The following is a 17,436-nucleotide window of genomic DNA, read 5'->3' as shown; positions in this document are numbered from 1 at the left end:
CCGGCCCGCGCGCACGCCTCGTGCGGCTACCTCTGCGGTGCTCGGCCCCTGACACCGGGTCACCGGTTCGGAGTAGTCCGGCGAGAGATCGTCGCCCTCCCGGGTGATCGTGAGGGAACCACCTCCTGAGGTGAACCACCTCTCTGACCGGTCGGGCCACCACCCGCCGGAAGGCTGAAAGCAGGCACGGTTCATGGCGACTTTGTGCAAACCCTCAGTGTCGGTCCCGGAGTACGTGATCACGATGGAGGAGACGCTCGAACTGGCGCGCTCCCACCACGAGAACCACCCGCAGCTGCCACTGGCGCTGAGACTGATCGAGAACACGGGCGTTCGCACCCGGCACATCGTGCAGCCGATCGAGGAAACCCTGAAGCACCCCGGCTTCGAGGAGCGCAACAAGCTCTACGAGGCCGAGGCCAAGGCCCGGGTCCCTGCCGTCATCCAGCGGGCGCTCGACGACGCCGAACTGCTCACCACCGACATCGACGTGATCATCTACGTCTCGTGCACGGGCTTCATGATGCCCTCGCTCACGGCGTGGCTGATCAACGAGATGGACTTCGACTCCACCACCCGCCAGCTTCCCATCGCACAGCTCGGCTGCGCGGCCGGCGGAGCGGCGATCAACCGGGCGCACGACTTCTGCTCGGCGTACCCGGACGCCAACGCCCTCATCGTGGCCTGCGAGTTCTGCTCGCTGTGCTACCAGCCGACCGACCTCGGCGTCGGCTCGCTGCTCTCCAACGGCCTCTTCGGTGACGGCATCGCCGCCGCCGTGGTCCGCGGCAAGGGCGGCACGGGCGTCCAACTCGAACGCAACGGCTCGTACCTGATCCCGAAGACCGAGGAGTGGATCATGTACGACGTGCGGGCCACCGGGTTCCACTTCCTGCTGGACAAGCGGGTCCCGGCGACCATGGAGCCGCTCGCGCCGGCCCTCCAGGACCTGGCGGGGCTGCACGGCTGGGACGCGTCCGACCTGGACTTCTACATAGTCCACGCGGGCGGGCCGCGCATCCTGGACGACCTGAGCAAGTTCCTCCGGGTCGACCCGCACGCGTTCCGGTTCAGCCGGTCCACGCTGACCGAGTACGGCAACATCGCCAGCGCCGTCGTGCTGGACGCGCTACGCCGCATGTTCGACGAGGGCGGTGCCGAGCACCAGGCGCGCGGCCTGCTGGCCGGGTTCGGTCCCGGCATCACCGCGGAGATGTCGCTGGGTCGCTGGCGGCGTGCGGACGGGAAGGCGGCATGACCGAGATGACGCTCACGGAACCGCTCGACCCCGCCGACGAGGCATCCGGCGAGGCGCTCGGCGAGGCCGTCTGTCCGGTCCGGCACTGGGAGGTGCCGGACCTGACGGGGGTGGATTTCGACCCCACCCTGGCCGAGCTGATGCGGGAGGGTCCGGTCACCCGGATCCAGCTGCCCAACGGCGAGGCCTGGGCGTGGCTGGTCACCCGGTACGACGACGTACGGATGGTGGCCAACGACCCCCGGTTCAGCCGGGAGGCGGTGCTGGAACAGCCGGTCACCCGGCTCGCCCCGCACTTCATCCCGGACCGCGGCGCGGTCGGCTTCCTGGACCCGCCCGACCACACGCGGCTGCGCCGCTCGGTGGCCCCCGCGCTCACCAGCAAGGGCGTGGAGCGGGTCCGGGCCAGGGCCCGCCTGATGCTGGACGAGATCGTCGACGAGCTCGTCCAGGACGGACCGCCCGCCGATCTCACGGCGGCGGTCCTGAGCCCGTTCCCCATCGCGGTGATCTGCGAGGTGATGGGTGTGCCGGCCGCCGACCGGCACGCCATGCACCTCTGGACCCAGCTGATCCTGTCCTCCTCGCACGGCAAGGAGGTCAGCGAGAAGGCCAAGCGCGAGATGGCAGCCTACTTCGCCGATCTCGTCGGGCTGCGGGAGAACAGCGCGGGCGACGACGTCTGCTCGCTGCTGGGCGCCGCGGTGGGCCGCGGCGAGGTCACGCTGGAGGAGGCCGTCGGTCTCGCCGTCCTCCTCCAGATCGGCGGCGAGGCGGTCACCAACAACAGCGGGCAGATGTTCTACCTGCTGCTGACCCGCCCCGACCTGCTCGACCGGCTGCGCACCGAGCCGGCGATCCGCCCCCGGGCGATCGACGAGCTCCTGCGCTACATCCCGCACCGCAGCGCGGTCGGGCTGTCCCGGATCGCCCTGCGGGACGTGGAGGTCAGGGGCGTACGGATCCGCGCGGGCGATCCGGTCTACGTCTCCTACCTGGCGGCCAACCGGGACCCGGAGGTCTTCCCGGACCCGGAGACGATCGACTTCTCCCGCAGCCCCAACCCGCACGTCGCCTTCGGCTTCGGCCCGCACTACTGCCCCGGCGGCCAGCTCGCCAGGCTGGAGGAGGAGCTGCTGGTCGACGCCCTTCTCGACCGGCTGCCCGGCCTGCGGCTCGCGGTTCCCCCGGAGCAGGTCCCCTTCAGAAAGGGCGCGTTGATCCGGGGACCCGAGGCACTTCCGGTGACGTGGTGAGCGGCCCATGACCACGACCGAGGGACTCCTCGTACCACCGGGACACGGGCGCGTGGTCCACACGTCGGCCCAGCGCGTCACCTTCAAGGTGACGGGCACGCATTCGAGGACGGCCTCCACCTTCGAGGTGGAGGTCCCGCCGGGCTTCGACGTGGGCGCCCATGTGCACACCCGCAGCGAGGAGTTGTTCTACGTCCTCGAAGGCGAGCTGGACGTCCTCGCTTTCGAGCCGCGCGTCCGCACTCCTGACAACTGGCAGAAGTGGGAGTCGACTTCGGGCAACAGGGTGGTGCGGGCCACCCCGGGCACGGTGATCGTCGTGCCCCCCGGCTGCCCGCACGCCTTCGCCAACCCGACCGACACCCCGGCGCGGATGTTCTTCCAGGCGTCCCCGCCGCCCGACCACGAGCGCTACTTCGAGGAACTCCTGGAGATCCTCGGCAACGGCGGTCCACCCGACCACGAGGCGATCGAGGCACTCCGGAAGCGTTACGACATCGAGCAACTGACACCTCTGAAGCACCGGTGAGTCGATGGAGCGCGGGGGCGTTGTCCCCGTGCGGCTCCGCCGCGCGGGCGCGAGCCACCACGACGCACGGAAGGCCCGCGAAGCACCCGCACCCCCGCGGCGCTACCGGATCGGCATCCCCGACAACGTCCGGGCGATCACCAGCCGCTGGATCTCACTCGTCCCCTCGAAGATCGTGTAGATCGCGGCGTCCCGGTGCATCCGCTCCACCGGATACTCCCGCGTGTACCCGTTGCCGCCCAGGATCTGGATCGCCTGGGCGGTCACCTTCTTCGCCGTCTCGCTGGCGAACAGCTTCGACATGGACCCCTCGGCCGCGGTGAACGGCTTTCCGTTGACCGCCATCCAGGACGCCCGCCACACCAGCAGCCGGGCCGCGTCGATCTGCGTCCGCATGTCCGCGAGCTGGAAGGCCACCCCCTGGTTGTCGATGATCGGCCGGCCGAACTGCTCCCGGGTCATGGCGTAGTCGAGGGCGACCTCGTAGGCGGCACGGGCGGTACCCACCGCCATCGCCCCGACGGCGGGCCGCGAGGCCTCGAACGTGGCCATCGCCGCGTTCTTGACGCGCTCGCCGCCCGACCTCGCCCGCTCCCGGGCCCGCGCCAGGCGCTCGTCCAGCTTCTCCTTGCCGCCGAGCAGGCAGGAGCCGGGCACCCGGACACCGTCCAGGACGACCTCGGCGGTGTGCGAGGCGCGGATCCCGTGCTTCTTGAACTTCTGGCCCTGGGACAGCCCGGGGGTACCCGGCGGGACGATGAAGGAGGCGTGGCCCTTGGAGCCGAGCTCCGGGTCGACGACGGCGACGACGACGTGGACGTTGGCGATGCCGCCGTTGGTCGCCCAGGTCTTCGTGCCGTTGATCACCCATTCGTCCTTGGCCTCGTCGTACACCGCCCGGGTGCGCATGGAGGCCACGTCGGAGCCGGCGTCGGGCTCGGAGGAGCAGAACGCGGCGACCTTGACGTCGTTGGTGTCGCCGTACATCTGGGGGATCCAGGTGCCGATCTGCTCCTCCGTGCCGTTGGCGAGGACGCCGACGGCGGCGAGGCCCGTGCCCACGATGGACAGGGCGATGCCCGCGTCGCCCCAGAACAGCTCCTCCATGGCCATGGGGATGCCGAGGCCGGTGGGGTCGAAGTACTGCTGGGCGTAGAAGTCGAGGGAGTAGATGCCGACCTTGGCGGCCTCCTGGATGACCGGCCAGGGAGTCTCCTCACGCTCGTCCCATTCGGCGGCCGCGGGGCGGATGACGTCGGCGGCGAAACCGTGCAGCCAGTCCCGGACCTCCTTCTGTTCGTCGTTGAGTTCCATGGTGAACTCGGCCATGACTCCTCCAGCGGCGGCGCATAATGTGTTACTAGCGGTAACCCGAGTCTGTTACTCGTCGGTAGGAAAAGTCAACTCCCAAGGTCACCTCGGCAGCCAGTTCGAGTGTGGATGACTGTCAGGTGTTAGTTTGCGCAGGCGTCACCGAAAACAGCACGGGGTGGGGAGAGCACATGGACACCACACAGCGGACCGAACAGCAACGGTCCGCCGACCGCCGACGGCGCGAGCTGTTGGAGGCCGCCGACCGGGTGGTGCTGCGCGACGGCCCACAGGCTTCCATGAACGCGATCGCGGCGGAGGCAGGCATCACCAAACCCATCCTCTACCGCCACTTCGGCGACAAGAGCGGGCTGTACGCGGCACTGGCCAAGCGGCACACGGACGCGTTGCTGAACTCGCTGCGGGAGGCACTGGACGCGCCCGCGGAGCGCCGCGAGCGGGTCGAGGCGACGCTCGACACGTACCTCGCGGCGATCGAGGCACGGCCTCAGGTGTACCGGTTCCTGATGCATCCCGCGGAGGGCGGCACCGGGGCCGACCAGGGGTTCGACGTCGGCAAGCACTCGGCTCCGCTGTTGCGGCGGATGGGTGAGGAACTGGCGCAGGTGATCGAGGACCGGCTGGATCTGGGCCCGGCGAGTCAGCAGCTGGCGCGGGTGTGGGGGCACGGGATCGTCGGGATGATGCACGCGGCCGGGGACTGGTGGCTGGGAGAGCGGCCGTGTTCTCGTGCGGAGCTGGTCAAGAGTCTGGCCGATCTGCTGTGGGGGCGGCTGGCGGCTGCGGGGGACAAAGTGGGAGGTCCGGGGTTCTGACGGGTCGGGTTTCGGCTGAGCGCCCCTGAAAGCAGGGAGACGTCCTCACCGGTGCCAAGAAGTTCTGGCCACCTGTCGCATCAGTCTCCGCTTGCGCCAGCCCGTGACGTGGTCGGCGTAGACGCGGCCCTCCAGGTGGTCGGTCTCGTGCTGGAGGCAGCGGGCGAAGAACCCGGTGCCGTGGATCGTGACCGGCTCACCTGCCGCCGTGAAACCCTCGACCACCGCGTGGTCGTACCGCTCCGTGCCCGCCTCCAGGCCCGGCAGGGACAGGCAGCCCTCCGGGCCGCGGACGGTCACGCCGTCCGCCGCCACCAGGCGCGGGTTCACCACGTGGCCCAGGTGACGGACGTCCTCGTCGTCGGGGCAGTCGAAGACGAACACCCGCAGCGGCTCCCCCACCTGGTTGGCCGCCAGGCCCACCCCCTCCGCCGCGTACATCGTCGCGAACAAGTCCTCCACCAGCCGGGAGAGTTCGGGGCCGAACTCGGTGACCTCCGCGCAGCGGGCGTGCAGGACCGGGTCGCCGAGCAGGGTGAGAGGCCGGACCCGCCCGTGGGCGCCCGGAATGGAACCGTGTCGCATGGCCGTAAGGGTACGGTTCGCATCGGGCCCTGCCCGCCGCGCAGGCACGGGCCGGAATTCGGGTGTGCGAATGGATCTCGATAGGCTGACCTCACACCACGTTGCCGGATGGCTCAGGCGCGGCGCGTACGCAAGGAGGATCGAGAACTGATGGCAGGCAACTCGGACCCGCTCACGCCGCGGGCCAAGCTGGCCGTGACCGCGGGCAAGGCGGTCGCGGCGGCGTCCCGAGCGGCGGGACGCGGCAGCGGATCTGTGATCGGTGGCCGGGTCGCGCTCAAACTCGACCCCGACCTCCTCGCCCGGCTCGCCACCCACCTGGACGTCACGCTCGTCTCGGCGACCAACGGCAAGACGACCACCACCCGGCTCATCGCCGAGGCGCTGAAGGCCGCGGGGCCGGTGGTGTCCAACGCGCTCGGGGCCAACATGCCCGCCGGCATCACCTCGGCGCTGGCCGGTGGCTCGGACGCCAAGTTCGGGGTCATCGAGGTCGACGAGAAGTACCTGGCCGGGGTGGCCCGGGACACGGCGCCGAAGTGCATCGCGCTGCTCAACCTCTCCCGCGACCAGCTCGACCGCGCCGCCGAGACCCGGATGCTCGCCGAGAACTGGCGGGAGGGCCTGGCCGGGTCGAAGGCCGTCATCGTGGCGAACTGCGACGACCCGCTGGTGGTGTGGGCCGCCTCCTCCTCCCCCAACGTGATCTGGGTCGCCGCCGGGCAGATGTGGAAGGACGACGCCTGGTCCTGCCCGTCCTGCGGCGGCGTGATGCAGCGGCCCGGCGACGACTGGTTCTGCGGCGAGTGCGGGTTCCGACGGCCGACGCCGAGCTGGGTGCTGTCCGGGGACCACGTCCTCGACCCGCACGGCTCCGCCTGGCCCATCCACCTGCAGCTGCCGGGGCGCGCCAACAAGGCGAACGCGGCCTCCTCGGCCGCCGTCGCCGCCGTCTTCGGGGTGCCGCCGCAGGTCGCGCTGGAGCGGATGTACCAGGTGCAGGCCGTCGCGGGACGCTACGACGTCGTGCAGTTCCAGGGGCGTGACCTGCGGCTGCTGCTGGCCAAGAACCCGGCCGGCTGGCTGGAGACGTTCTCGCTGATCGACCCGCCGCCGGCGCCGGTCATCCTCTCGGTGAACGCGCGCGGCGCCGACGGCACCGACACCTCCTGGCTGTGGGACGTGGACTACACGCGCCTGACCGGCCACCCGATCTTCGTGCTCGGTGACCGCAAGCTGGACCTCGCCGTACGTCTGGAGGTCGCGGGCCAGCACTTCCAGGTCTGCGACTCCCTCGACCAGGCCGTGCAGATGTGCCCGCCGGGCCGGATCGAGGTCATCGCGAACTACACCGCGTTCCAGGACCTGCGCCGCCGCGTCGGCAACTGACCACGAAGGACGAAGCGTTCATGAGCGACAACCAACTGCGGCTGGTGTGGATCTACCCGGACCTGCTCAGCACCTACGGCGACCAGGGCAACGCGCTCGTGGTGGAGCGCCGGGCCCGCCAGCGCGGTCTCGACGTGGCACGGCTCGACGTGCGCAGCGACCAGCCGATCCCGACCTCCGGCGACATCTACCTGATCGGCGGCGGCGAGGACCGTCCGCAGCGGCTCGCCGCCGAGCGGCTGCGCCGCGACGGACACCTGTACCGGGCGGTGGAGAACGGCGCGATCGTGTTCTCGGTGTGCGCGGGCTACCAGATCCTCGGGCACGAGTTCATCAACGACCTCGGGCAGCGCGAGCCCGGCCTCGGCCTGCTCGACGTGACGACCGTGCGCGGCACCGGCGAGCGGTGCGTCGGTGACGTGCTCGCCGACATCGACCCGCGCCTCGGGCTCCCGCAGCTCACCGGATTCGAGAACCACCAGGGCGTCACCCAGCTCGGCCCCACCGCCCGCCCCTTCGCCCGGGTCCAGCTGGGCCGGGGCAACGGCACCGGGGACGGCACGGAGGGCGCGTACAACGAGACCGTCTTCGGTACGTACATGCACGGGCCGGTGCTCGCCCGCAACCCGCTCATCGCCGACCTGCTGCTGAAGCTGGCCCTCGACGTCAACGCGCTGCCGCCGATCGACGACCGGTGGTACGAGGCACTCCGCAACGAGCGCATCGCGGCCGCTCAGCAGCCTGCGTGACCCCTGCGGAACAACCGGTTCCGGGGCCCGCCTGACAGCGTGTCCGCTCACATGTGCGGGCACGTCCAGCAGGCGGACGCCCGGTGCGGGAGGCCCCCCTCACGCGGGTAGGGTGACGCCGACGACAGCCGGACAGCGTGGTCCGGTCTCCGGCCCACGTGGAGAAGGTTGTTTCGGGCTATGCGCATTGGTGTCCTCACGTCCGGCGGCGACTGCCCCGGCCTGAACGCCGTCATCCGGTCCGTCGTGCACCGTGCCGTCGCCGACCACGGCGACGAGGTCATCGGCTTCCGGGACGGCTGGAAGGGCCTCCTGGAGTGCGACTACCTCAAGCTCGACCTCGACGCCGTGGCCGGCATCCTGGCCCGCGGCGGCACCATCCTCGGCTCCTCCCGGGTCCAGCCCTCCCACCTGCGGGACGGTGTGGAGCGGGCCCGGGGGCATGTCGCCGAACTCGGTCTCGACGCGATCATCCCGATCGGCGGTGAGGGCACGCTGAAGGCGGCCCGGCTGATGTCGGACGCCGGCCTGCCGATCGTGGGCGTGCCGAAGACCATCGACAACGACATCGCCGTCACCGACGTGACCTTCGGCTTCGACACGGCCGTAGGCGTCGCCACCGAGGCCCTCGACCGGCTGAAGACCACCGCCGAGTCCCACCAGCGGGTGCTGGTCGTGGAGGTCATGGGGCGGCACACCGGCTGGATCGCCCTGCACTCCGGCATGGCGGCCGGTGCCCACGCCATCGTCGTACCGGAACGCCCCTTCGACATCGAGGAGTTGGCCCGCCGGGTCGGCGAGCGGTTCGAGGCGGGCAAGCGGTTCGCGATCGTCGTCGCGGCGGAGGGGGCGAAGCCGAAGGCGGGCACGATGGCCTTCGACGAGGGCGGCAAGGACATCTACGGCCACGAGCGGTTCGCCGGGATCGCCCGGCAGCTCTCCATCGAGCTGGAGGAGCGGCTCGGCAAGGAGGCGCGGCCGGTGATCCTCGGGCACGTGCAGCGGGGTGGCACGCCGACGGCGTACGACCGGGTGCTGGCGACGCGGTTCGGGTGGCACGCGGTGGAGGCGGTGCACCGGGGCGAGTTCGGTCACATGACCGCGCTGCGCGGGACCGACATCGTGATGGTGCCGCTGGCGGAGGCCGTGGAGACGCTGAAGACGGTGCCGACGGAGCGGTACGACGAGGCGGAGACCGTGCTCTAAGGGGCCTCGCCGCGGGAGGTTCTGATGCGTTGCCGGGTGCGGGCGCGTTGTGGCTCGTCGCGCAGTTCCCCGCGCCCCTGGGTCGGCTGCCCGGCCCCCGGTCGCAAGTGCGGTCGGCGACGGTTCTAATCTGGGGTCGGTAGTAAACGTACAACCCCCCACGAATCAGGAGCCGCCGGATGGATCACAGCGGGCACGGCATGACGATGGATCTGCCGCCGTTCACGCTGGGGCGCGGGCTGCAGTGGTCCGCGGATCCCTTCTTCCTCGTCGCCTGTGTGGCGGGGCTGGCGCTCTACGGGTGGGGCGTGGTGCGGCTGCGGCGGCGCGGGGACACGTGGTCCGTGGGGCGCACGGTGTCGTTCGTCGTCGGGGTGCTGACGATCATGCTCGTCATGTGCACCAGGCTGAACGACTACGGGATGGTCATGTTCAGCGTGCACATGGTACAGCACATGATCATCAGCATGCTGTCGCCCATCCTGATCCTGCTGGGCGCCCCGGTGACCCTGGCGCTGCGTGCGCTGCCCGTCGCCGGGAGGGGCCGGAAGGGGCCGCGTGAGCTGCTGCTGGCCCTGCTGCACAGCCGGTACATGCGGGTCATCACCCATCCCGCCTTCACCATCCCGCTGTTCATCGCGAGCCTGTACGCGCTCTACTTCACCCCGCTCTTCGACTTCCTGATGGGCTCGAAGGCCGGACACGTCGCGATGATGGTGCACTTCCTCGCCGTCGGTGTCGTCTTCTTCTGGCCGATCATCGGCGTCGACCCGGGGCCGCGCCGGCCGGGGCACCTCATGCGCATGCTGGAGCTGTTCGCGGGCATGCCGTTCCACGCGTTCTTCGGCATCGCGTTGATGATGGCGTCGGAGCCGATGGTGGGGACGTTCAAGAACCCGCCCGCCTCCCTGGGCATCGACGCGCTCTCCGACCAGAACGCGGCCGGCGGGATCGCCTGGGCGTTCAGCGAGATCCCGTCCGTGCTGGTACTGATCGCCCTGCTGTTCCAGTGGTACGGCTCCGAACAGCGCCAGGCCCGCCGCACGGACCGGGCCGCCGACCGGGACGGCGACAAGGAGCTGGAGGCGTACAACGCCTATCTGGCCTCCCTGAACGCACGCAGGGGCTGACAGGGTCCCCCAGAAGAAGCAGAACCGGGGCACCATGGAGGGAGTCGGACCATGAGGAGGGTGCCCCGATGCCCGGTTCTGCGAACGGCTCGAACGGCGCGACCAAGGCGATGGGGGTGCTCACCGTCGGCGGCCTCGTCGTGGTGACGGCCTACACGGTGGCACTCGGCAGCAACGGCTGGCTCTGGTTCGGCTGGGTGGTCCTGGGCCTGCTGACCCTGGCGATGGTGGTCACCCAGAGCAACTGACCCACGGCGCACGCGGAGCGCCTAGTGCACCCCGGGCTGGTACTTCGGCAACCGCGCGGTGATCTTCATTCCCGCGCCGGGCGCCGTCTCGATCACGAGCCCGTGGTCGTCCCCGTACACCTGGCGGAGCCGGTCGTCGACGTTGGACAGCCCGATGCCCCCGGAGGGGCTGGTCTCGCCGGCGAGGATGCGGCGCAGCAGCAGCGGGTCCATGCCCGCGCCGTCGTCCTCGATCACGACCAGCGCCTCGGCGCCCGCGTCCTGCGCGGTGATCTGGATGCGGCAGGTGCCCGTCTTGCCCTCCAGGCCGTGTTTGACGGCGTTCTCGACCAGCGGCTGGAGGCAGAGGAAGGGCAGGGTGACGGGGAGCACCTCGGGGGCGATCTGCAGGGTGACCGTGAGGCGGTCGCCGAAGCGGGCCCGGACCAGCGCCAGGTAGTGGTCGATGGCGTGCAGTTCGTCGGCGAGGGTGGTGAAGTCGCCGTGCCTGCGGAACGAGTAGCGGGTGAAGTCGGCGAACTCCAGGAGCAGCTCCCGCGCGCGCTCGGGGTCGGTGCGGACGAACGAGGCGATCACGGCGAGCGAGTTGAAGATGAAGTGCGGGGAGATCTGGGCGCGCAGGGCGCGGATCTCGGCCTCGATGAGGCGGGTCCTGGATCGGTCCAGGTCGGCCAGTTCCAGCTGGACGCTCACCCAGCGGGCGACCTCGCCGGCCGCGCGGACCAGGACGGCGGACTCGCGCGGGGCGCAGGCGACCAGGGTGCCGTGGACGCGGTCGTCGACGGTCAGCGGGGTGATCACGGCCCAGCGGACCGGGCAGTCGGGAGTCTCGCAGTGCAGGGGGAAGGCCTCACCGCGGCCGGACTCCAGCGGCCCGGCGAGCCGCTTGGTGATCTCGGTGCGGTGGTGGTTGCCGACGCCGTCCCAGACCAGCAGGTTCTCGTGGTCGGTGAGGCAGAGGGCGTCGGTGCCGAGCAGGGTGCGCAGCCGGCGGGCCGAGCGGCGGGCGGTCTCCTCGGTCAGGCCCGCGCGCAGCGGGGGCGCGGCGAGGGAGGCGGTGTGCAGGGTCTCGAAGGTGGCGTGCTCGACGGGGGTGCCGAGGCCGCCGAGGCTCTCCGGGCGCGCGGTGCGCCGGCCGAGCCAGAAGCCGGCGGCGAGGAGCGGGAGGACCGCCACGAGGAGGCCCGCCAGGAACCCGGTCACGCCTTGACCTCCGCGCGCAGCTCTTCGGGCAGGTGGAAGCGGGCCAGGACCGCGGCCGTGCCGGGCGGTACCCGGCCCGGGGTGGCCAGGGAGACCAGGATCATGGTGAGGAAGCCCAGCGGGACCGACCAGAGGGCGGGCCAGGCGAGCAGGGCGTGCAGGTCGCCGGTGCCGGGCAGGTCGGCCATGGTCGCGGCCACCGCGCAGAACGCCGAGCCGCCCCCGGCCAGCATCCCGGCGGCGGCGCCGGGCGGGGTCAGCCGCCGCCACCAGATGCCGAGGACCAGCAGCGGGCAGAAGGAGGAGGCGGAGACGGCGAAGGCCAGTCCAACGGCGTCGGCGACCGGTAAACCGCCCACCAGCACGCTGGCGGTCAGCGGCACGGCCATGGCGAGGACCGTCCCCCGTCTGAAGTGCCGTACGCCGCGGGCCGGGAGGACGTCCTGGGTGAGGACCCCGGCGACCGCCATGGTGAGGCCGGAGGCGGTGGAGAGGAACGCGGCGAAGGCGCCGCCCGCCACCAGCGCGCCGAGCAGGTCCCCGCCGAGGCCGCCGACGACCCGGTCGGGCAGCAGCAGGACGGCGGCGTCGGTCTCGCCGGTGAGGGTGAGTTCGGGGGTGTAGAGGCGGCCGAGGGCGCCGTACACCGGCGGCAGCAGGTAGAAGAGGCCGATCAGGGCCAGCACGGCGACCGTGGTGCGGCGGGCGGCGACGCCGTGCGGGCTGGTGTAGAAGCGGACCACGACGTGCGGCAGGCCCATGGTGCCGAGGAAGGTGGCGAGGATCAGGCCGTACGTGGCGTACAGCGGGCGTTCCTCGCGGCTCTCGGTGAGCGAGGTGGACATGCCGCCGTTGGTGCCGCGGTCGGTGGCGGGGACGCGGGCGCCCTTGGCGAAGGTCAGGCGGGTGCCGGCGGTGATCCGGTGGGTGCCCTCGGGGAGGGTGAGCCGGGTGTCCCGGACCGGGCGGCCGTCGACCGTGCCGGTGACGGTGACGCTGAGGGGGCGGTCGAGCCTGACGGAGAGGGTGTCCTGGACGTCCACGGTGCGCCGGTCGCGGAAGGTGGCCGGTTCGTCGAAGGCGTGGGTGGGGGCGCCGCCGCTCTGCCAGGCGAGGACGAGGAAGAGGGCGGGGACGAGCAGGGCGGTGAGCTTGAGCCAGTACTGGAAGGCCTGGACGAAGGTGATGCTGCGCATGCCGCCGGCGGCCACGGTGGCCACCACGACGACGGCGACGATGAGTCCGCCGAGCGCGTCGGGGGCGCCGGTGAGGACGGCCAGGGTAAGCCCCGCACCTTGGAGTTGGGGCAGCAGGTAGAGCCAGCCGACGCCGACGACGAACGCCCCGGCCAGTCGTCGTACCGGCTGCGAGGCGAGCCGGGCCTCGGCGAAGTCGGGGAGGGTGTAGGCGCCGGAGCGGCGCAGCGGGGCGGCGACGAAGAGGAGGAGGACGAGGTAGCCGGCGGTGTAGCCGACCGGGTACCAGAGCATGTCGGGGCCCTGTACGAGGACCAGGCCCGCGATGCCCAGGAAGGAGGCGGCGGAGAGGTACTCGCCGCTGATCGCGGCCGCGTTGAGGCGGGGGCCGACGGTGCGCGAGGCGACGTAGAAGTCGGAGGTCGTCCGGGAGACGCGCAGCCCGAAGGCGCCGACGAGGACGGTCGCGAGGACCACGAGGGCGACCGCCGGGACGGCATAGCTGGGGTTCATCCGGCCTCGCCGCAGGTCGAGTTCATCAGGTCTATCGGTCCTCGACGAGGCGGACGAAGTCCTGCTCGTTGCGTTCGGCGCGGCGCACGTACCAGCGGGCGAGCAGGATCAGCGGGGCGTAGAGACAGAAGCCGAGCACGAGCCACTCCAGGCGGCGGGCCTCGGGAGCCGCGGCGAAGACCAGCGGGAGCGGGCCGACGAGCAGCACCAGGACGGCGAACACGACCAGTGCGACGCGCAGTTGGCTGCGCATGAGGGAGCGGACATAGGTGTGGCCGAGGGTGGTCTGCTCGTCGATCTCGGTGCGCGCCCGGTAGTGACCGGAGTCACGGTGGCCGCGACGGCTGCGGCGGGGCGGGCCGGTGACGGTGACCCGGCGCTCGGCGGGGTCGGTGGGCATCGTCAGGCCCTCCTCATCAGCAGGTCCCGCAGCTCGCGGGCGTGGCGCCGGCTGACCTGGAGCTCCTCGGCGCCGACCAGGACGCTCACCGTGCCGGCGTCCAGGCGGAGTTCGCCGATGTGGCGGAGGGCGACGAGGTGGCGGCGGTGGATGCGGACGAAGCCGCGGGAGCGCCAGCGGTCCTCCAGGGTGGACAGCGGGATGCGGACCAGGTGGCTGCCGCGGTCGGTGTGCAGGCGGGCGTAGTCGCCCTGGGCCTCGACGTGGGTGATGTCGTCCACCGCCACGAACCGTGTCACACCGCCGAGTTCGACGGGTATGTGGTCGGGGTCGGGTTCGTGCACGGGTATCGGGGGCGCGGTGCCGCGCAGTTCGGCGGCCCGGCGTACCGCCTCGGCGAGGCGTTCCTTGCGGACCGGCTTCAGCACGTAGTCGACTGCCTTGAGGTCGAAGGCCCTGACCGCGAAGTCCTCGTGGGCGGTGACGAAGACGACCAGCGGGGGCCGGGCGAACCCGGTGAGCAGCCGGGCCAGGTCCAGTCCGTCCAGGCCCGGCATCTGGACGTCGAGGAAGACGACGTCGATGGCCTCGGGGCCCTGCGGTCCGGACTCCAGCGCGCGGGTGATGCGGCGCAGCGCCTCGGTGGCGTCCCCGGCGCCCTCGGCACTGGTGACCCGCGGGTCGGCGTTGAGCAGGTACAGCAGTTCCTCCAGCGAGGGGCGTTCGTCGTCGACGGCGAGGGCGCGCAGCATGAACGGAGTGTAGGCGGCGGAGCCCGGCGCTGGACATGCGGCGGACGTGGCCGTCCGGGCCGGATGAAGTGGCGCTCCCGAAGTGTCCGCGCCCGTGGTTACAGTGCGGGCATGAACAGCGGCACCGTCCCTTTCGACGACCTCGACCGGAAGATCACCACCGCGTTGATGGCGAACGCGCGGACCAGTTTCGCCGAGATCGGAGCGGCCGTCGGGCTCTCCGCGACGGCCGTGAAGCGGCGGGTGGACCGGCTGCGCGAGACCGGTGTGATCACCGGGTTCACGGCCACCGTCACGCCGTCGGCCCTGGGCTGGCGCACGGAGGCGTACGTCGAGGTCTACTGCGAGGGCGCCGCCCCGCCCCGGCGGCTCGCGGAGGTGGTCCGCAACCATCCGGAGATCACCGCGGCCATGACGGTGACCGGCGGCGCGGACGCGCTGCTGCACGTGCGGGCCCGGGACGTGGACCACTTCGAGGAGGTGCTGGAGCGGATCCGTGTCGAGCCGTTCATCCGCAAGACGATCAGTGTGATGGTGCTGTCGCACCTGCTCCCGGAGAGCCCGGAGGCCGGGGCCACCCACCCCGTCCCCGAGTGAACGCACCGACGCGGCGCGTAAACGCACCGACGCTGCGTTTGTATGACCGGAGACGCAGCGTTCCTGCGCAGACGCGCAACATTTGTTTCTTGTCGTCCGTATCCGACGCTTTCTACCGTGGTGTCAACCCTCAGTCGACACCGCGGGAAAGCGGAGGAACCCCTCTGTGTCCGAAAGCCGTGTGCCGCGCCTCAGGCGCTTTCTCGTCTGCGAACCCAGACATTTCGCCGTGCAGTACGCGATCAATCCCTGGATGAACCCCGACACCAGGGTCGACGTCGACCTGGCCCAGGAGCAGTGGACCGCGCTGATCAGCGCCTACCGCGCCCACGGCCACAGCATCGACCGGCTGGAACCGGTCCCCGGACTGCCCGACATGGTGTTCGCCGCGAACTCGGCGGTCGTCGTCGGCGGCCGGGTCTTCGGCTCCCTCTTCCACTCGCCCGAGCGGCGCCCCGAGTCGACCCACTACGACCTCTGGTTCAAGACCGCGGGCTACGACGTGTACCGCCCGGGATCAGTGGCCGAGGGCGAGGGCGACCTGGTCTGGACGGGCCGGTACCTGCTCGCCGGCACCGGGTTCCGCACCACCCGGGATGCGCACCGGGAGGCCCAGGAGTTCTTCGGCCATCCGGTGATCAGCCTGACCCTGGTGGACCCGTACTTCTACCACCTGGACACGGCGTTGTTCGTCCTGGACGAGGAGAACATCGTCTACTACCCCGAGGCCTTCTCCCCCGGCAGCCGCGAGGTGCTCCGCCGGCTGTTCCCGGAGGCGGTCCTGGCCACCCGCGACGACGCGCTCGCGTGGGGCCTGAACTCGGTCTCCGACGGCCGCCACGTCTTCATCGCGCCGCAGGCCGAGGCACTCGCCGCCCGCCTCGCCGGCCAGGGCTACGAGCCCGTCCCCGTCGACCTGTCGGAGTTCCACAAGGCCGGCGGCGGCATCAAGTGCTGCACCCAGGAAATCCGGTGACATCCGCAGAGGACCAGGAGATCCCCCTGATGACCGCACCCGCACGCGCCCGCACCTCCGCCGAGCTGATCGAGGCGGAGGGCCCGGTCCTCGCGCACAACTACCATCCGCTGCCCGTCGTCGTCGCCCGCGCCGAGGGCACCTGGGTGGAGGACGTCGAGGGCCGCCGCTACCTCGACATGCTGGCGGGCTACTCGGCCCTGAACTTCGGCCACCGCCACCCGGCGCTGGTCGAGGCCGCGCACCGTCAGCTGGACCGCCTCACCCTCACCTCCCGTGCCTTCCACAACGACCGGCTCGCCGAATTCGCCGAACGGCTCGCGGAGTTGACCGGCCAGGACATGGTGCTGCCGATGAACACCGGCGCCGAGGCCGTGGAGTCGGGCATCAAGGTGGCCCGCAAATGGGCCTACGACGTGAAGGGCGTCCCGGCCGACCGGGCCACGATCGTGGTCGCCGCGGACAACTTCCACGGCCGTACGACCACGATCGTCAGCTTCTCCACCGACGACACGGCCCGCGCGGGTTTCGGCCCGTTCACGCCGGGCTTCCGGATCGTGCCGTACAACGACCTGGCCGCGCTGGAGGCGGCGGTCGACGAGACCACGGCGGCGGTGCTGATCGAGCCCATCCAGGGCGAGGCGGGGGTGCTCATCCCCGACGAGGGCTATCTGACCGGGGTCCGCGAGCTGACCCGCCGCAAGGGCTGCCTCTTCGTCGCCGACGAGATCCAGTCCGGCCTCGGCCGCACCGGCCGCACCCTCGCCGTGGACCACGAGGACGTGGTGCCGGACGTGCTGCTGCTCGGCAAGGCGCTGGGCGGCGGGATCGTGCCGGTGTCGGCGGTGGTGGCCCGGCGGGAGGTGCTGGGCGTGCTGCGTCCCGGCGAGCACGGCTCGACGTTCGGCGGCAACCCGCTGGCGGCGGCGGTCGGCACGGCGGTGGTCGAACTGCTGGAGAGCGGCGAGTTCCAGCGCCGGGCCGCCGAGCTGGGCGTGCTCCTGCGGGACGGCCTGACGGAGCTGGTCGGCAGGGGCGTCGTCGGCTTCCGCTCGCGCGGGCTGTGGGCGGGTGTCGACGTGGACCCGGCGATCGGCACCGGACGGGAGATCGGCGAGCGCCTGATGCGCGAGGGCGTCCTGGTCAAGGACACCCACGGCTCCACGATCCGGCTGGCCCCGCCGCTGACCATCACCGCGGAGGAACTGCGGTCGGCGCTGGGCGCGTTGGAGAGGGTGCTGGCGGCGTGAGCGGCGGGGGGGGGGGGGGGCGGGGCGGGGGGGCCGCCGCGCGATTCGGGCA

The 17,436-nt window shown here is 71.4% G+C and carries 18 protein-coding genes; 12 read left to right on the top strand and 6 right to left on the bottom strand.

Features of this window, described 5'->3' with window-relative positions; translation table 11 throughout:
* Positions 1 to 193: 193 nt before the first annotated feature.
* From AB0M11_RS15545 to AB0M11_RS15535, 3 genes are read left to right on the top strand one after another with little or no spacing between them, the layout of a single operon-like run.
* Positions 194 to 1,258 carry a type III polyketide synthase gene (locus AB0M11_RS15545; RefSeq protein ID WP_365705473.1) on the top strand — a complete coding sequence of 355 codons (1,065 nt, stop codon included), beginning with the start codon at positions 194 to 196 and terminating at the stop codon, positions 1,256 to 1,258.
* Positions 1,255 to 2,514 carry a cytochrome P450 gene (locus AB0M11_RS15540; protein ID WP_365705471.1) on the top strand — a complete coding sequence of 420 codons (1,260 nt, stop codon included), beginning with the start codon at positions 1,255 to 1,257 and terminating at the stop codon, positions 2,512 to 2,514. Before AB0M11_RS15545 ends, AB0M11_RS15540 begins: the two co-directional genes overlap by 4 nt.
* Before the next feature lie 7 nt (positions 2,515 to 2,521).
* A complete protein-coding gene (locus AB0M11_RS15535) occupies positions 2,522 to 3,043 on the top strand; it encodes a cupin domain-containing protein (RefSeq protein WP_365705469.1) in 522 nt (173 codons plus the stop codon).
* 102 nt (positions 3,044 to 3,145) lie between these two features.
* Here the strand turns inward: AB0M11_RS15535 and AB0M11_RS15530 are convergent, their stop codons facing one another.
* Positions 3,146 to 4,372 carry an acyl-CoA dehydrogenase family protein gene (locus AB0M11_RS15530; RefSeq protein ID WP_365705467.1) on the bottom strand — a complete coding sequence of 409 codons (1,227 nt, stop codon included), beginning with the start codon at positions 4,370 to 4,372 and terminating at the stop codon, positions 3,146 to 3,148.
* 173 nt (positions 4,373 to 4,545) lie between these two features.
* Between AB0M11_RS15530 and AB0M11_RS15525 the strand changes: the two genes are divergently transcribed.
* On the top strand, positions 4,546 to 5,190 hold the full coding sequence (locus tag AB0M11_RS15525) for a TetR family transcriptional regulator (RefSeq protein WP_365705465.1): 645 nt from the start codon (positions 4,546 to 4,548) through the stop codon (positions 5,188 to 5,190).
* A gap of 45 nt (positions 5,191 to 5,235) precedes the next feature.
* Here AB0M11_RS15525 and def read toward each other — a convergent pair whose 3' ends face one another.
* The gene (gene def, locus AB0M11_RS15520) at positions 5,236 to 5,775 is read right to left on the bottom strand and encodes a peptide deformylase (protein ID WP_365705463.1); all 540 of its coding nucleotides are present in this window, start codon (positions 5,773 to 5,775) and stop codon (positions 5,236 to 5,238) included.
* 150 nt (positions 5,776 to 5,925) lie between these two features.
* On the opposite strand from def, the gene AB0M11_RS15515 reads away from it, so the two are divergent.
* The 5 genes from AB0M11_RS15515 (at position 5,926) to AB0M11_RS15495 (ending at position 10,497) form a co-directional block, all read left to right on the top strand.
* The gene (locus AB0M11_RS15515; RefSeq protein ID WP_365705461.1) at positions 5,926 to 7,164 is read left to right on the top strand and encodes a MurT ligase domain-containing protein; all 1,239 of its coding nucleotides are present in this window, start codon (positions 5,926 to 5,928) and stop codon (positions 7,162 to 7,164) included.
* Positions 7,165 to 7,184: 20 nt separating this feature from the next.
* A complete protein-coding gene (locus AB0M11_RS15510) occupies positions 7,185 to 7,913 on the top strand; it encodes a glutamine amidotransferase (RefSeq protein ID WP_365705459.1) in 729 nt (242 codons plus the stop codon).
* 180 nt (positions 7,914 to 8,093) lie between these two features.
* A complete protein-coding gene (locus AB0M11_RS15505) occupies positions 8,094 to 9,119 on the top strand; it encodes a 6-phosphofructokinase (protein WP_365705457.1) in 1,026 nt (341 codons plus the stop codon).
* Between the two features lie 179 nt (positions 9,120 to 9,298).
* Positions 9,299 to 10,249 carry a cytochrome c oxidase assembly protein gene (locus AB0M11_RS15500; RefSeq protein WP_365705455.1) on the top strand — a complete coding sequence of 317 codons (951 nt, stop codon included), beginning with the start codon at positions 9,299 to 9,301 and terminating at the stop codon, positions 10,247 to 10,249.
* 68 nt (positions 10,250 to 10,317) lie between these two features.
* Positions 10,318 to 10,497 carry a hypothetical protein gene (locus AB0M11_RS15495; protein ID WP_293996352.1) on the top strand — a complete coding sequence of 60 codons (180 nt, stop codon included), beginning with the start codon at positions 10,318 to 10,320 and terminating at the stop codon, positions 10,495 to 10,497.
* Between the two features lie 21 nt (positions 10,498 to 10,518).
* Here the strand turns inward: AB0M11_RS15495 and AB0M11_RS15490 are convergent, their stop codons facing one another.
* Genes AB0M11_RS15490 through AB0M11_RS15475 form a run of 4 tightly spaced genes read right to left on the bottom strand, consistent with a single transcriptional unit; the run spans position 10,519 to position 14,561 of the window.
* Positions 10,519 to 11,700, bottom strand: a complete 1,182-nt coding sequence (locus AB0M11_RS15490; RefSeq protein WP_365705453.1) for a histidine kinase — start codon at positions 11,698 to 11,700, stop codon at positions 10,519 to 10,521.
* Complete coding sequence (locus AB0M11_RS15485; protein ID WP_365705451.1) at positions 11,697 to 13,409, bottom strand: cation acetate symporter; 1,713 nt, start codon at positions 13,407 to 13,409, stop codon at positions 11,697 to 11,699. The genes AB0M11_RS15490 and AB0M11_RS15485 overlap by 4 nt, the downstream gene beginning before the upstream one ends.
* Before the next feature lie 31 nt (positions 13,410 to 13,440).
* Positions 13,441 to 13,809: a hypothetical protein gene (locus AB0M11_RS15480; RefSeq protein WP_365705449.1), complete on the bottom strand. Its 369-nt coding sequence runs from the start codon at positions 13,807 to 13,809 to the stop codon at positions 13,441 to 13,443.
* Between the two features lie 2 nt (positions 13,810 to 13,811).
* Positions 13,812 to 14,561, bottom strand: coding sequence for a LytTR family DNA-binding domain-containing protein (locus AB0M11_RS15475; protein WP_365705447.1), 750 nt, complete (start codon positions 14,559 to 14,561; stop codon positions 13,812 to 13,814).
* Positions 14,562 to 14,672: 111 nt separating this feature from the next.
* On the opposite strand from AB0M11_RS15475, the gene AB0M11_RS15470 reads away from it, so the two are divergent.
* The 3 genes from AB0M11_RS15470 (at position 14,673) to rocD (ending at position 17,384) form a co-directional block, all read left to right on the top strand.
* A complete protein-coding gene (locus AB0M11_RS15470; RefSeq protein ID WP_365705445.1) occupies positions 14,673 to 15,158 on the top strand; it encodes an Lrp/AsnC family transcriptional regulator in 486 nt (161 codons plus the stop codon).
* A 166-nt stretch (positions 15,159 to 15,324) separates the two neighbouring features.
* The gene (gene ddaH, locus AB0M11_RS15465; RefSeq protein ID WP_365705443.1) at positions 15,325 to 16,134 is read left to right on the top strand and encodes a dimethylargininase; all 810 of its coding nucleotides are present in this window, start codon (positions 15,325 to 15,327) and stop codon (positions 16,132 to 16,134) included.
* Between the two features lie 29 nt (positions 16,135 to 16,163).
* Entirely contained in the window at positions 16,164 to 17,384 is a 1,221-nt protein-coding gene (gene rocD / locus AB0M11_RS15460; RefSeq protein WP_365705610.1) for an ornithine--oxo-acid transaminase, read from the top strand.
* The last annotated feature ends 52 nt before the right edge of the window (positions 17,385 to 17,436 follow it).

The sequence above is a fragment of the Streptomyces sp. NPDC051987 genome (genome assembly GCF_040680735.1).
Classification (GTDB): domain Bacteria; phylum Actinomycetota; class Actinomycetes; order Streptomycetales; family Streptomycetaceae; genus Streptomyces.
Note: the sequence above shows the minus strand (reverse complement) of the source record. Positions and strands in the feature narration are given on the sequence as shown.

What these genes read in the sequence shown, in the direction of transcription:
- AB0M11_RS15545 (WP_365705473.1), top strand. Translation starts at nt 194, where the DNA reads ATGGCGACTTTGTGCAAACCCTCAGTGTCGGTCCCGGAGTACGTGATC.
- AB0M11_RS15485 (WP_365705451.1), bottom strand. Translation starts at nt 13,409, where the DNA reads ATGAACCCCAGCTATGCCGTCCCGGCGGTCGCCCTCGTGGTCCTCGCG.
- AB0M11_RS15530 (WP_365705467.1), bottom strand. Translation starts at nt 4,372, where the DNA reads ATGGCCGAGTTCACCATGGAACTCAACGACGAACAGAAGGAGGTCCGG.
- rocD (WP_365705610.1), top strand. Translation starts at nt 16,164, where the DNA reads ATGACCGCACCCGCACGCGCCCGCACCTCCGCCGAGCTGATCGAGGCG.
- AB0M11_RS15505 (WP_365705457.1), top strand. Translation starts at nt 8,094, where the DNA reads ATGCGCATTGGTGTCCTCACGTCCGGCGGCGACTGCCCCGGCCTGAAC.
- AB0M11_RS15475 (WP_365705447.1), bottom strand. Translation starts at nt 14,561, where the DNA reads ATGCTGCGCGCCCTCGCCGTCGACGACGAACGCCCCTCGCTGGAGGAA.
- def (WP_365705463.1), bottom strand. Translation starts at nt 5,775, where the DNA reads ATGCGACACGGTTCCATTCCGGGCGCCCACGGGCGGGTCCGGCCTCTC.
- AB0M11_RS15495 (WP_293996352.1), top strand. Translation starts at nt 10,318, where the DNA reads ATGCCCGGTTCTGCGAACGGCTCGAACGGCGCGACCAAGGCGATGGGG.
- AB0M11_RS15510 (WP_365705459.1), top strand. Translation starts at nt 7,185, where the DNA reads ATGAGCGACAACCAACTGCGGCTGGTGTGGATCTACCCGGACCTGCTC.
- AB0M11_RS15500 (WP_365705455.1), top strand. Translation starts at nt 9,299, where the DNA reads ATGGATCACAGCGGGCACGGCATGACGATGGATCTGCCGCCGTTCACG.
- AB0M11_RS15535 (WP_365705469.1), top strand. Translation starts at nt 2,522, where the DNA reads ATGACCACGACCGAGGGACTCCTCGTACCACCGGGACACGGGCGCGTG.
- AB0M11_RS15540 (WP_365705471.1), top strand. Translation starts at nt 1,255, where the DNA reads ATGACCGAGATGACGCTCACGGAACCGCTCGACCCCGCCGACGAGGCA.
- AB0M11_RS15515 (WP_365705461.1), top strand. Translation starts at nt 5,926, where the DNA reads ATGGCAGGCAACTCGGACCCGCTCACGCCGCGGGCCAAGCTGGCCGTG.
- AB0M11_RS15525 (WP_365705465.1), top strand. Translation starts at nt 4,546, where the DNA reads ATGGACACCACACAGCGGACCGAACAGCAACGGTCCGCCGACCGCCGA.
- AB0M11_RS15470 (WP_365705445.1), top strand. Translation starts at nt 14,673, where the DNA reads ATGAACAGCGGCACCGTCCCTTTCGACGACCTCGACCGGAAGATCACC.
- AB0M11_RS15480 (WP_365705449.1), bottom strand. Translation starts at nt 13,809, where the DNA reads ATGCCCACCGACCCCGCCGAGCGCCGGGTCACCGTCACCGGCCCGCCC.